The 12,602-nt window shown below is 68.4% G+C and carries 13 protein-coding genes; 7 read left to right on the forward strand and 6 right to left on the reverse strand.

Going from position 1 to position 12,602, the window contains the following annotated elements:
- Positions 1 to 122: 122 nt before the first annotated feature.
- Both G432_RS17780 and G432_RS17785 read right to left on the reverse strand, forming a co-directional pair.
- The gene (locus tag G432_RS17780; RefSeq protein WP_015460209.1) at positions 123 to 1,430 is read right to left on the reverse strand and encodes an efflux RND transporter periplasmic adaptor subunit; all 1,308 of its coding nucleotides are present in this window, start codon (positions 1,428 to 1,430) and stop codon (positions 123 to 125) included.
- Positions 1,427 to 1,810 carry a hypothetical protein gene (locus G432_RS17785; RefSeq protein ID WP_015460210.1) on the reverse strand — a complete coding sequence of 128 codons (384 nt, stop codon included), beginning with the start codon at positions 1,808 to 1,810 and terminating at the stop codon, positions 1,427 to 1,429. The genes G432_RS17780 and G432_RS17785 overlap by 4 nt, the downstream gene beginning before the upstream one ends.
- Positions 1,811 to 1,884: 74 nt before the next feature.
- On the opposite strand from G432_RS17785, the gene G432_RS24290 reads away from it, so the two are divergent.
- The 7 genes from G432_RS24290 (at position 1,885) to G432_RS17815 (ending at position 7,749) form a co-directional block, all read left to right on the forward strand.
- A complete protein-coding gene (locus G432_RS24290; protein WP_269078675.1) occupies positions 1,885 to 2,013 on the forward strand; it encodes a hypothetical protein in 129 nt (42 codons plus the stop codon).
- 84 nt (positions 2,014 to 2,097) lie between these two features.
- Positions 2,098 to 2,736, forward strand: coding sequence for a response regulator transcription factor (locus G432_RS17790; protein WP_015460211.1), 639 nt, complete (start codon positions 2,098 to 2,100; stop codon positions 2,734 to 2,736).
- Positions 2,737 to 2,903: 167 nt separating this feature from the next.
- Positions 2,904 to 3,284, forward strand: coding sequence for a response regulator transcription factor (locus G432_RS17795; RefSeq protein WP_015460212.1), 381 nt, complete (start codon positions 2,904 to 2,906; stop codon positions 3,282 to 3,284).
- Between the two features lie 320 nt (positions 3,285 to 3,604).
- The gene (locus G432_RS17800) at positions 3,605 to 4,585 is read left to right on the forward strand and encodes an SGNH/GDSL hydrolase family protein (protein WP_015460213.1); all 981 of its coding nucleotides are present in this window, start codon (positions 3,605 to 3,607) and stop codon (positions 4,583 to 4,585) included.
- Complete coding sequence (locus G432_RS17805; RefSeq protein ID WP_015460214.1) at positions 4,582 to 6,003, forward strand: GDSL-type esterase/lipase family protein; 1,422 nt, start codon at positions 4,582 to 4,584, stop codon at positions 6,001 to 6,003. The genes G432_RS17800 and G432_RS17805 overlap by 4 nt, the downstream gene beginning before the upstream one ends.
- Positions 6,004 to 7,419 carry an MBOAT family O-acyltransferase gene (locus G432_RS17810; RefSeq protein WP_015460215.1) on the forward strand — a complete coding sequence of 472 codons (1,416 nt, stop codon included), beginning with the start codon at positions 6,004 to 6,006 and terminating at the stop codon, positions 7,417 to 7,419.
- Positions 7,420 to 7,437: 18 nt separating this feature from the next.
- Complete coding sequence (locus G432_RS17815; RefSeq protein ID WP_015460216.1) at positions 7,438 to 7,749, forward strand: hypothetical protein; 312 nt, start codon at positions 7,438 to 7,440, stop codon at positions 7,747 to 7,749.
- Positions 7,750 to 8,012: 263 nt separating this feature from the next.
- On the opposite strand, the gene G432_RS17820 is transcribed toward G432_RS17815, so the two are convergent.
- The 4 genes from G432_RS17820 to serA form a co-directional block, all read right to left on the reverse strand.
- Positions 8,013 to 9,302 (reverse strand): adenylosuccinate synthase, encoded by a 1,290-nt coding sequence (locus G432_RS17820; RefSeq protein ID WP_015460217.1) that lies wholly within the window; start codon positions 9,300 to 9,302, stop codon positions 8,013 to 8,015.
- A gap of 92 nt (positions 9,303 to 9,394) precedes the next feature.
- A complete protein-coding gene (locus tag G432_RS17825; protein ID WP_015460218.1) occupies positions 9,395 to 10,522 on the reverse strand; it encodes an ATP phosphoribosyltransferase regulatory subunit in 1,128 nt (375 codons plus the stop codon).
- Entirely contained in the window at positions 10,519 to 10,914 is a 396-nt protein-coding gene (locus tag G432_RS17830; RefSeq protein ID WP_015460219.1) for an endonuclease domain-containing protein, read from the reverse strand. Before G432_RS17830 ends, G432_RS17825 begins: the two co-directional genes overlap by 4 nt.
- 58 nt (positions 10,915 to 10,972) lie before the next feature.
- Entirely contained in the window at positions 10,973 to 12,550 is a 1,578-nt protein-coding gene (serA, locus tag G432_RS17835; RefSeq protein ID WP_015460220.1) for a phosphoglycerate dehydrogenase, read from the reverse strand.
- Between the last annotated feature and the right edge of the window lie 52 nt (positions 12,551 to 12,602).

Genomic DNA, 12,602 nt, shown 5'->3' on the forward strand with positions numbered 1-12,602 from the left:
GGGAAGCGCCCCTTGTCCTGTCATCCGCCCGTTCCGGGGGATCGGCGGGGCTTGGCCTTCAGGAAGGCGTCAGGCCCCGGCGCGATATCCCGCCGGCGCGGGCGCGGTTCGGTTCGTTTCCCTCAGCGGACGGTGAAGGTCGCCTGCGATGCCGGGGGGGTGATGGGCCTGCCGTTCGACGCCGCCTTCACGGCCTCGACCTTGCCGGCCCGCGTCTGCACCGTGGTGCCGGGCTGGGCGAGCTGCATGCCGCTGATGACCACGCGGTCCCTGGCGGCGATGCCGCTGCGGATGATGCGGAGGCCGTCCACCACCGCGCCCAGCTCCACCGGGCGGGCGACGACCGTGCCGTCCTGCTGCACCACCAGCACCACCTTGCGGGCCTGATCGCTCACCACCGCGCTGTCGGGCACCAGCAGCGCCGGCCGCGCCTGGCCGCCGGAAAGCCGCATGTTGCCGAACATGCCCGGCGTCAGGAAATGATCCGGGTTGGGGATCACCGCGCGGCACCGGATCGTGCCCGAATTGGGATCGATGCCGTTGTCGGTGAAGTCGATGCGGCCGTTCCAGCGATAATCGGTCTCGTCCTGCAGGCGCACCTGCACGGTCGTTTCCTTCTCGCCCGCCTGCGCCAGGCGCTGCGCCTTCAGGTAGAGCGCCTCCGATCCATCGAAGGTGAAATAGATCGGATCGAGCGCATAGACCGTCGTCAGCAGCGTGGCCGATCCGGCATTGTCGCCGGCCACGAGGTTGCCGATGTCGGCGCGGCGATCGGATACGCGGCCGGAAATCGGCGCGCGCACCTGGGTGAACTCCACGTCCAGCGCGCGGGTGCGCACGGTCGCCTCGGCCGCCGCGACGGCGGCGTTCGCGGAACGGACGGCGGCGCGCAGCGAATCGATCTCCTCGGCGGAAACGGCTTCGTCGGCGATCAGCCGTTCGGCGCGGGCCAGCTCGCTGCGGGCCAGCGCGGCGGCCGTGCGGGCGGATGCGGCGCGCGCCTGCGCTTCCGCCATCGCGGCGGTGAAGGGGCGGGGATCGATGGTGAAGAGAAGCTGGCCCTTGCGGACGAAGTCACCGTCCTTGAAGTGGATGCCGGTGATCTGGCCCGAAACGCGGGGCCGGATCTCCACCGCCTGGCTGGCGGCGAAGCGGCCGATATAATCGTCCCACTCGGTCACGCTGCGTTCCACCGGCGTCGCCACCGTCACCGTGGGGGCGGAAGGCGCGTCGGCGGAGGCGGGGGTGCCGCCCATCATCATGTGGCCCACGCCCAGCAGGGCGGCCACCGGCAGGCCGACCAGCGCCGCCAGCCGCACGCGGGAGCGACGCGGCGTGAAGGGCGGCACGGCCGCCGGCGCCGCGTCGGCGGGCACCGGCACCACCTCCGCGCGGTCCGTGAAATTCTCGTTGCGGCTGTCGAAGGTCATGCGAGGCTCCCCATGGCGCTGCTCGGCCGCGCATCGTCGATGATGGCCAGCAGCATGTCCGCCTGGAACGCGCTGAAGCCGGCCGCGACGAAGCGGGCGATTTCGTGATGATCGATCTTGCGGCGCCGCAACCGGGCGGTCACCGCGAAACGGCGAAGGGCTTCCAGCCGTTCGTTGGCAAGCGGGCGGGGGGCCTCGATGCCGAACAGGCGGTGGCGCAGCCTGGCCCACCAGCCGTCCGGCGCCAGGCTTGTCGTGTCGTCATGCGCGGCAAGCCCGATCACCGACCATTCGGCCCGATCGAACAGGTGGAACGCCTTGCTGGCGGCAACAGGCTGCGTGCCCGTGGCGGCGGCCACGGCGAAATCCATGAATGCCATTGTCTGTCTCCCTGCGATGCGGAGGTGGACCCTCTCGTCACCGCTGCCGATCCTGCGGGGACCGGCGCTTTCCCATGGCAGGCAACATATTGCAGCGCGGCAGCCAGGTCATTTCAGACGAAGGTATGTCCTTCGGCGCGTTGGTTTATGCGCATCATACGAAGGTTTATGTTGAAGGCCGCCGGGCTGATTCCCATGGCTGATTTCGCCGGTGCACAACGGGTTGCGATCCGCCGCCGGATTGGACTAAAACGGGAACGAATTTCTGAAAAAGTGGGGGCAATCGGATGAGCGAGACAGCGATCGTTCACATCGTCGAGGATGATGAGTCGCTGCGCGCCTCGCTCGACAGCCTGTTCCGATCGGTCGGGCTGGCGACGCGGCTCTACGGATCGGCGCGCGCCTTCATGGAAGCCGATCGGCCCGACGCGCCCGGCTGCCTCGTGCTCGATATCCGCCTGCCGGGGATGAGCGGGCTGGATTTCCAGGCGCAGCTCCAGGAATCGGGCGTGCGCCTGCCGGTGATCCTGATGACGGGTTTCGGCGATATTCCCATGTCCGTCAGGGGGATGAAGGCCGGGGCGGTCGATTTCCTGACCAAGCCGTTCCGCGATCAGGATATGCTGGATGCGGTCGCCACCGCGATCGAGCGGGATACGGCGCGCCGCGCGGCGGAAGGCGACGCCGCCGATCTTCACGGGCTGTTCGGCACGCTTTCGCCGCGCGAACGGCAGGTGATGGCGCTGGTCACGGCGGGCAAGATGAACAAGCAGGTCGCCGGCGATCTCAACCTCAGCGAGATCACGGTGAAGATCCATCGCGGCCACGCCATGCGCAAGATGGGCGCGCGGTCGCTGGCCGATCTCGTCCGCATGGCCGAGGCGCTCCAGCTCCGGCCGGACGGCACCGTCGAGCGGCCGGCCTGACGGTTTTCAGCCTTGCTGCGGGCTTGAATCGCGGAAATGAGTGTGATTCACACTTCCGTATGATTCACAGGGGGACGGGGCTTGCCCATATCGGCATTCACGGGGCGGCAATTCATGCGGGCGCATGATCGCCCGTCCCCTGTGGAACGCCCGATGCGAGGCCCGATGTGACGAGTGCGAAGTCCCTGCCCATGATCGTGATCGTCGATGACGACGATTCGCTTCGTGCCGCGACGCGCAGCCTCGTCCGCTCGCTGGGCTATGAGGTCCATGATTACGGCAATGCCGAGGATTTTCTGGCGTCCGGCGATGCCGATCGCGCCGCCTGCCTCATCACCGACGTCAACATGCCGGGCCTGAGCGGCATCGACCTCAAGCATGCGCTGGCGGGGCGGGGCTGCTCGCTGCCCGTCCTGCTGATGACCGCCAGCACCGACGAGAATATTCTCGATCGCGCGGCATGCTGCGGCGCCATCCGCACGCTGCGCAAGCCCTTCGACTGTCGCGACCTGATCGACACGCTCGAAGCGGCCGTCGCCGCTCCCTGATCCGTCCAGTCCATCCGTCATTCGAAAAAATTGGCCGGGGTGCGGGGAGGCGCCCCGGCCAAGTTATTTCGCGTCACGGCGGAGAGGGTGCCGTAGCCCGCGGAGCGACTAGGGGATCGCCCCGGTGAGATGAGCATTATTGCGACTCGTTCTTAATTGCAAGAGAAATTCTGCCGCATCGCCGGAGCATTCCGCCCAGCCGCGATGATTTGCCCGCTCGACAGCCGAGTCCGGCCCGCGTTAAGGACATTTCGGATGCGCATGTGCATCCGTGTAGCGAACGGCTTGGAATCGGGCGGGGTAATGCGATGAAGCCTTGGATGGTGCTGGCTGATCGCACCGCCGTGCTTTTCCTGGGGGTGGCGGCCGGCGTCGCGATCGGCCTGTCCTTCGCTTATGGCGGGCACCCCTGGCCGGATACCGCCGCGATCGACGAAGGCGTGCCCGCCGTCGTCCCGCCCGCGAAGGGGCCGGGGGCGGAGCCCGCTTTGCCGGCGACGGGGGGCAGGGGGCCGGCCACGGCCGCCGTCACGCTGCCCGATCATTCCTCCTCGGCCGCGATCGACTGCTCCATGCCCTTCCAGCAGCAATTGCTGGATACGCTGGCCGGCGGCGGCAAGGTGCGCGTCGGCGTGTTCGGCGACAGCTTCGGCGACGGCCTCTGGTCGGCGCTCTATCGCCAGCTTCCCGCCAAGGCCAATTACCAGGTCGTCAAATATAGCCAGCAGTCCACGGGCTTCACCCGCTATGCCAGCCTCAATATCGAGGAGCATACCGCCCAGCAGCTCGCGGCGGACGGCCCGGTCGACATCGCCGTCATCTCCTTCGGCGCCAACGATACGCAGGGCGTGTGGGCCGGCGGCAAGGCGGCGCGCCTGCTTTCGCCCGAATGGAAGCGGGTGATCGGTGAGCGGATCGACGGCCTCGTCAACCTGCTGCGCGCGCGCGGCGCGATGGTCTACTGGGTCGGCCTGCCCAAGATGCGCAAGGACAGCTTCGACGCGGATATCAGCGCGATGAACGCCTTCTATGCGGATCGGATGCGCGCGCTGAACGTGCCCTTCATCGATACCGCGCCCCTTTCGGTGGACGAAAACGGCGCCTACGCCCCCTATCTGCCGGACGGGCCGGAGAAGAAGCGCACGCTGATCCGCGCCAATGACGGCATCCACATGTCGATGACGGGCTATGTCCGCATCACGCGCGGGCTGGCGGAACGCATCCGCAACTATGTGGATACGGCGCGCAGGTCCGTCGCTGAGGGGGCCGTCCCCGCTGCCGGGCAGGCCGGCGTTTCATGATGGTTCCGATCCTGGCGCTTGCCGCCGCTGCCGCCGCCGGGCCGAACTGCGCCGAGGGCCTGTGCAACATTCGCGGGCTCGAACCCTTCTTCGACAAGCTGGAACGCCAGCCCCGCAACCAGGCCGGCAAGCGCCCGATCCACATCCTCCAGATCGGCGACAGCCACACGGCGGGCGATACGATCACCGGCGCCTGGCGGGAGGTGCTGCAGGCGCGCTATGGCGGCGGCGGGCGCGGCGTGCTGGCGGCGGGGCGGCCCTATCAGGGCTATCTCACCCAGGGCATCACCGCGCAGATGTCCTCGGGGTGGCGGATATCCTCCACCTTCGGCTCGGCCTCCGCGCCGCCGCGCCCGCTGATGGGCGTTTCCGGCTTCAGCCTCACCTCGCAGCAGCCGGGGGCGGAGATGTCGCTCACCGCCGATGCCGGGCAGATGTTCGATCGCTTCGTGCTCTGCGCTGTCGCGGCGCCGGGGGCGGGCGCGCTTACCATCCGCATCGGCGCGCGGACGGAACGGATGCAGCTTGCGTCGGCCACGGAACGCGCGGAATGCCGCACGGTCTCCGTCGACCAGCCGTCCTTCACCGTCACCGTGACGGCGGAGGACCGCCCGGTCACGATCACCTCCTGGGCCACCTTCCGCGACAATGGCGGCATCGCGCTCTCCAATGTCGGCGTGGTCGGTTCCCAGCTCCAGCATTTCGCGCGGACGGACGATGCCGTCGTCGCGGAGGAGCTTCGCGCCTACCGCCCCGACCTGATCGTCATCGAATTCGGCACCAACGAGGGCTTCTCGCCGGTCTTCCGGCCGAATGAGTATGAGATCACGCTCCGCAGCCAGATCGGCCGGATGCGCAGGCTCGCGCCCGGCGTGCCGATCCTGCTGATCGGCGCGCCCGATGCCAGCAGCCGCCGGCCGGAGATGCTGATCAACGCGCCCGGCCCCGCGCCGCGCCCGTGCGCGGAGCCTTCGGGGCCGATCAACGCCTCCATCCCGCCGGGGCAGACGCGGATCGGCACCGGCCGGCTCGATAACCTGCTCGCCGATATCAGCGCGGGCGACAGCGCCGATGCCGGCCAGGACGGCGCCGATCCGGTGGTGGCTCCGCCCGCTCCCCCGCCGCCCGCGCCGGCTCAGATAAGCTGGTCGGTCCGCGCCAATCCGCTGTTCCCGCCCGCGGGCCTGCGCGCCGTGCGCGATGTCCAGCGCCGCGTCGCCGGCCAGCTCGGCATCGCCTTCTGGGATTGGGAAGCGCGGATGGGGGGCGCCTGCTCCGCGGTGAAATGGGTGAAGGGGGATCCGCCCCGCATGCGCGGCGATTATGTGCATTTCAACTCGGCCGGCGGGCGCGACATCGCCCAGCGGCTGAACGCCGATCTGGAACAGGCCCGCACGCTGCTGAGCGCGTCGCGCTAGATGCTGTTCCCCACGCTCACCTTCGGGCTGTTCTTCCTCGCCACCTATGCGGTGATCTGGGGCGTCGGCCGCGCGAACGAATGGCGCAAGATCCTGCTGCTGCTGGCGAGCTGGGTCTTCTATGGCGCCTGGGACTGGCGCTTCGTCGCGCTGCTGATCTTCTCCGCCTTCCTCAACTGGGGCACGGCGGCGCTGATCGCGCGGACGGACGAGGAATATGAACCCGGCCGGCGCAAGGCGCTGCTCGCCTTCGGGGTCGCCGCCAATCTCGGCATCCTAGGCTTCTTCAAATATTATGATTTCTTCCTGGAACAGCTCGGCCTGCTGCTCGCCCATTTCGGGTTCGAGCGGGATATGCCCCTGCTGGAGATCATCCTGCCGGTGGGGGTCAGCTTCTTCACCTTCCAGGGCATGTCCTACCTGATCGACGTCGCGCGGCGGAAGGTGCCGCCGGCCAGCCTGCTGGACATGACGCTGCTCATGTCCTTCTTCCCGCACCTCGTCGCCGGGCCGATCGTGCGCGCGTCCGATCTGATCCCCCAGTTCCGCCGCACGCCGAAGCTGGAACGCGGCATGGTGGCGATGGGGCTGCTGCTGATCGTCTGGGGCCTGTTCAAGAAGGCGGTGATCGCATCCGAGCTTTCGGTGGGGCTGGTCGATCCGGTCTTCTTCGATCCGTCGGCCCATTCCAGCCTCGATCTCGTCATCGCGGCCTATGGCTATGCGGTGCAGATCTACTGCGATTTCTCGGCCTATAGCGACATGGCGATCGGGCTCGCCGCCCTGCTCGGCTATCGCTTCCCCTATAATTTCAACCAGCCTTATCGCGCGAGATCGCTCCAGGATTTCTGGCGCCGCTGGCACATCAGCCTGTCGAGCTGGCTGCGCGACTATCTCTATATCTCGCTCGGCGGCAGCCGGGGCGGGCTGGCCAGGGCCTGCCGCAACATCATGATAACGATGCTGCTGGGCGGCCTCTGGCACGGCGCGAAATGGACCTTCCTGATCTGGGGCGGCCTCCACGGCATCGTCCAGGTGCTGGAAACGCTGTGGCGCAAGCTGCGGCCGGCGGGCTGGCCGCATCTGCCGGCGGCGCTGGCGATCGTCGCCACCTTCCATATCGTCACGCTCGGCTGGATATTCTTCCGCGCCGATACGTTCGACGGCGCGATCGCCTTCCTGGACGGCATCGGCCGGGGCGACTGGGGATCGACGATCGCGACGCCGCTGGCCATCGGCCTCATCCTGTTCGGCATGGCGATCCACTTCACGCCGCCCACGCTGGCGCAGGGGATCGCGCTCCGCCTCCGGGGCGTTCCGGCCATCTGGCTGGGGCTTGCCACCGGCGTGGTGATCCTGCTGATCGATGCGATGCGGTTCGAAGGGGTCGCGCCCTTCATCTATTACCAATTCTAGGGCCGGGGAGGCGAGGGCATGAGCGAAGACCATCATCCATCCCCGGTCGATCTGCCCGGCGGCCCGGATTTCCACGGCCGGCCGTTGCGCTGGGCGACGATCGCCATCGCCGTCGCCACGCTGTTCCTCGGCCTGTTCAACGCCACCGCGATCAACGGCTGGGCGGTCGAGCTGGCGCCCACGCCGCTGAGCGCGCGGATCGTGGCGGCGACGGAAGCGTGGGAGGAAACCACCGAGGCGATCGGCATCGCCGCGCCGCGCGCCTGGCTCCATGCCCGCTGGAAGGCGCTTCAGACGGCGCGGTTCAAGGGGCAGGAAAAGGCGGAATAGCCGGCCGCCACCTGCCGCCATGCCGACGAAAGCCGGCATCCATTGGCCGCAGCGCCGGTCCTGCGGATGCAGGCCGGACGTCGATGGACCACGATTTTCGCCAGGGTGACGAGATGCCCGGGAGCCGCTGACCCCGCAACCAGGCCGCTATTGTCATGCTGACGAAAGCCAGCATCCATTGGCGGCAAGAAGCGAGCCCGGCGCCGACGCGCCCTGGCTTTCGCCAGGGTGACGGGTTCTGATTTGAGGGGCCAGCCCGCCCCTCAATCCTGGAACGGATCGCGCACCAGGATGGTGTCGTCGCGCTCGGGGCTGGTGGAAACCAGCGCCACCGGGCACTGGATCAGCTCCTCCACCCGGCGGATATATTTGATCGCCTGCGCCGGCAGGTCGGCCCAGCTCCGCGCGCCCGCGGTGGACTGGCTCCAGCCTTCGAACACCTCATAGACCGGCTCGACGCGGGCCTGATCCTGCGGATGCGGCGGCAGATAGTCGTAATGCCGGCCGTCCAGCATGTAGCCGGTGCAGATCTTCAGCTCCTCGAACCCGTCCAGCACGTCCAGCTTGGTCAGCGCGATGCCGGTGATGCCCGACACGGCGGCCGACTGGCGCACCAGCACCGCATCGAACCAGCCGCAGCGGCGCTTGCGGCCGGTGACGGTGCCGAATTCGTGGCCGCGCTCGCCCAGCCGCTGGCCGGTCTCGTCGGTCAGCTCGGTGGGGAAGGGGCCGGAACCGACGCGCGTCGTATAGGCCTTGACGATGCCGAGCACGAAGCCCGCCGCCGAAGGCCCGAGGCCGGAACCGCCGGCGGCCGTGCCGGCGATGGTGTTGGAGGAGGTGACGAACGGATAGGTGCCGTGGTCCACGTCCAGCAGCACGCCCTGCGCGCCTTCGAAGAGGATGCGGTCGCCGCGCTTGCGGGCCTCGTCCAGCGTGCGCCACACGGGCTTGGCATAAGGCAGGATGAAGCCGGCGATCTCGGCCAGCTCGGCCATCAGCGCGGCGCGGTCGATCGGCGGCTCGCCGAAGCCGGCGCGCAGCGCGTCATGGTGGGCGCAGACGCGGTCGAGCTGCAGGTCGAGATCGTCGAGATGGGCGAGGTCGCACACCCGGATCGCGCGGCGGCCCACCTTGTCCTCATAGGCCGGGCCGATGCCGCGCCGGGTGGTGCCGATCTTGCCCGCGCCGCTCGCATCCTCGCGCAGGCCGTCCAGGTCGCGGTGGAAGGGCAGGATCAGCGGGCAGGTCTCGGCGATCTGGAGGTTGTCGGGCGTCATCTCCACGCCCTGTCCGGCCAGCTTGGCCACCTCGTCGCGGAAGTGCCACGGGTCCAGCACCACGCCGTTGCCGATCACCGAAAGCGTGCCGCGCACGATGCCGGACGGCAGCAGGGAGAGCTTGTAGACCTTCTCGCCCACCACCAGCGTATGCCCGGCATTGTGCCCGCCCTGGAACCGGACGACGCAATCCGCGCGCTCCGCCAGCCAGTCGACGATCTTGCCCTTGCCTTCATCGCCCCACTGGGCGCCGATGACGGTGACGTTGGCCATGCTACTCTTCTTTCTAAAGCGTCATGCCGAACATGCTTCGGCATCCATCGCGTCAGGCAGCGCCTAGCGCCGAAATGGTCCCTGAAACAAGGTCAGGATGACGGTTGCAGTGGTTCGGGCGTCGTGCCCCGCAGGATGAACGCGCAATTGGCGGCGGCGGGATCGTCGCTCTCGCCAAGCGCCGCGATGGTGGTCCAGCCCTCGGCGCGCAGCGCGGCCGCCGCCGCCGGATCGCTTCCCGCCGGCACGAACACGCGGCGGCTCGGCTCCTGTCCCAGCCCGGCGTCCACCAGCGGATCGATATAGAGCGAAAAGCCCATCGCCGGCTCCTCGCGGCCGTCGGCGTGGAGGACGGTGTAGCTGCCGCCGCGCCCGATCTCGCCCGAAAGGCCGTCGGCGAACAGCGAAAAGCCGATCCAGCTCTGATATTCGAAGCCGTGCCGCTCGGTCGGGTCCAGCGTCAGCCCGACGCGGCCGGCGAAGGCGGCGGCGATCCGCTCCACCGCGTCCAGCCGCTCGGCCAGCGGCGCCACGCCGTCCAGCAGCCGCAGCCGCGCGACGGCGCGGTCGATCGGCCCGGCGGCGGCGACCAGCGGCAGATAATCCTGCCCGTCGAGCGCCGCGAGCGCGCCCACATCCTTCGCGTCCAGCCGCTCGCGCACCCGTTCCAGCCGGGCGGGGGTGAGCGGCATCGGCCCGGCGGCCAGGGTCTCGATCAGGTCGGGCAGGGTCAGATCCACGGTGATGCCGGTCACGCCCGCCGTTTCCAGCGCCTCGATCGCGACGCCCAGCACCTCGATCGCCGCCGTCACCGAATCGCTGCCGATCAGCTCGGCGCCGGTCTGGATCAGTTCCCGCTCGGGGCGGAGCTGGGTGGTCTTCAGCTTCAGGATCGGCCCGCCATAGGCCAGCCGCAGCGGCCGGGGCCGGTGGGCCATGCGCGTGGCGGCGATGCGGCCGGCCTGCGCGGTGATGTCGGGCCGCAGCGCCAGCGTCCGCTGCGATATGGGATCGACGACGCGCAGCAGATCCTGCGCGCGCGCCGATTTCAGCCGGCCGACCAGCTCGTCCTCGAACTCGGCCAGCGGCGGCGCCACGCGCTCATATCCGTTGCGCCCGATCGCCACGATCACCCGATGCAGCAACCGCGACGCCGCCTCCGCCTGCGGCGGCAGCCGATCGCGAAGCCCAACGGGCAAAAGGCCGGGTGTGTTGGTCATCTTATTCCCTCTCCCCTCTGGGGAGAGGGCCAGGGAGAGGGGGGAGTCCGCGAAGCCAGCGCCTCGCCGATGGCGGCGAGCACGCCCTCCACATTCTCCATCACGTCGCGATTGGTGAACCGAATCACGCGAAAGCCCTGCTCTTCCAGATAATGGGTGCGGCGCGCGTCATAGCCGACTTGGCCGCCATGTGTATCCCCGTCGATCTCGATCGCGAGTTTTTGTAGCCGGGCCGCGAAATCGACGATGAACGGGCCGACCACGACCTGGCGGCCGAACTTGATGCCGCCGAAACGCTTTGCGCGAAGAAGCGACCAGAGACGGCTTTCCGCGGGCGTCTGATGCTCGCGGAGGTGGCGGATGCGGGCCTTCAGCTCGTCGCTTCGCCGCATCCGGACTCCCCCTCTCCCAACCCTCTCCCCAGAGGGGAGAGGGCTTATCACGGTCTCCTCAAAACCGCAGCGACTTCACCGTCTTGACGCCGGGCAGGCGGCAGATGTCCCACATCACCGGCTCGCCGGCGGGCGTGTCGAGCGAGAGGAGCAGCACCGCCTCGCCGCCGGCCGAACGGCGGCCGAGGTGGAAGGTGCCGATGTTGACGCCCGCCTCGCCCAGCTTGGAACCCAGCCGGCCGATGAAGCCGGGGGCGTCCTCGTTCACGACATAGAGCATCGTGCCGGCGAGGTCGGCCTCCACCTTCACGCCGAAGATTTCGACCAGGCGCGGCTCGGAATTGGCGAACAGGGTGCCCGCCACCGATTTCTCGCCATTGGCGGTCGTCACCGAAACGCGGATCAGCGTGTGGTAATCGCCCTCGCGGTCGTGGCGCACCTCGCGCACGTCCAGCCCGCGCTCGCGCGCCAGGAAGGGGGCGTTCACCATGTTTACCGTGTCGGAATAGACGCCCATCAGGCCCTTCAGCACGGCGCCGGTGATCGGCTTCTGATTCAGCTCGGCGGCAGCGCCCTCGACCTCGATGGCGACGGACTTGATCGCATCGCCCTCAAGCTGGCCGACCAGCGCGCCCAGCCGCTCGGCCAGCGCCATGTAGGGCTTCAGCTTCGGCGCTTCCTCGGCCGACAGGCTCGGCATGTTGAGCGCGTTGGTGACGCCGCCGGAGATCAGGAAATCGGCCATCTGCTCGGCCACCTGGATCGCCACGTTCACCTGCGCCTCGTTGGTCGAGGCGCCGAGGTGCGGGGTGGAGATGAAGCCCGGCGTGCCGAACAGCGGGCTTTCCTTGGCCGGTTCGGTCACGAACACGTCCAGCGCCGCGCCCGCGACATGGCCGCTGTCCAGCGCCGCCTTCAGCGCCTCCTCGTCCACCAGGCCGCCGCGCGCGCAGTTGATGATGCGCACGCCCTTCTTGGTCTTGGCGATATTCTCGGCCGAAAGGATGTTGCGTGTGCTGTCGGTGAGCGGCGTGTGGAGGGTGATGAAGTCCGCGCGGGAGAGAAGCTCGTCCAGCGTCACCTTCTCCACGCCCATGTCCACGGCGCGCTCGGGCGTGAGGAAGGGATCGTAGGCGACGACCTTCATCTTCAGGCCCAGCGCGCGATCCGCGACGATCGATCCGATATTGCCGGCGCCGATCAGGCCGAGCGTCTTGCCCGTCACCTCGACGCCCATGAAGCGGTTCTTCTCCCACTTGCCGGCCTGGGTGGACCGATCGGCCTCCGGCAGATCGCGGGCGAGCGCGAACATCAGCGCGATGGCATGTTCGGCGGTGGTGATCGAGTTGCCGAACGGCGTGTTCATCACCACCACGCCCTTGGCGGAGGCGGCGGGGATGTCGACATTGTCGACGCCGATGCCGGCGCGGCCGACCACCTTCAGGTTGGTGGCGGCTTCCAGCACCTCCTTCGTCACCTTGGTGGCGGAACGGATGGCCAGGCCATCATACTCGCCGATGATGGCGATCAGCTCTTCCTTGGTCTTGCCGGTGATCTCGTCCACCTCGACCCCGCGATTGCGGAAGATCTGGGCGGCAAGCGGGTCCATCTTGTCGGAAATCAGAACCTTGGGCATGGTGAAAATCCTTGGATTTTCGTCATCCTGACGAAGGTCAGGATCTCGGTCG

It is taken from the genome of Sphingomonas sp. MM-1 (assembly GCF_000347675.2).
In the GTDB taxonomy this organism is placed as follows: domain Bacteria; phylum Pseudomonadota; class Alphaproteobacteria; order Sphingomonadales; family Sphingomonadaceae; genus Sphingomonas_E; species Sphingomonas_E fennica.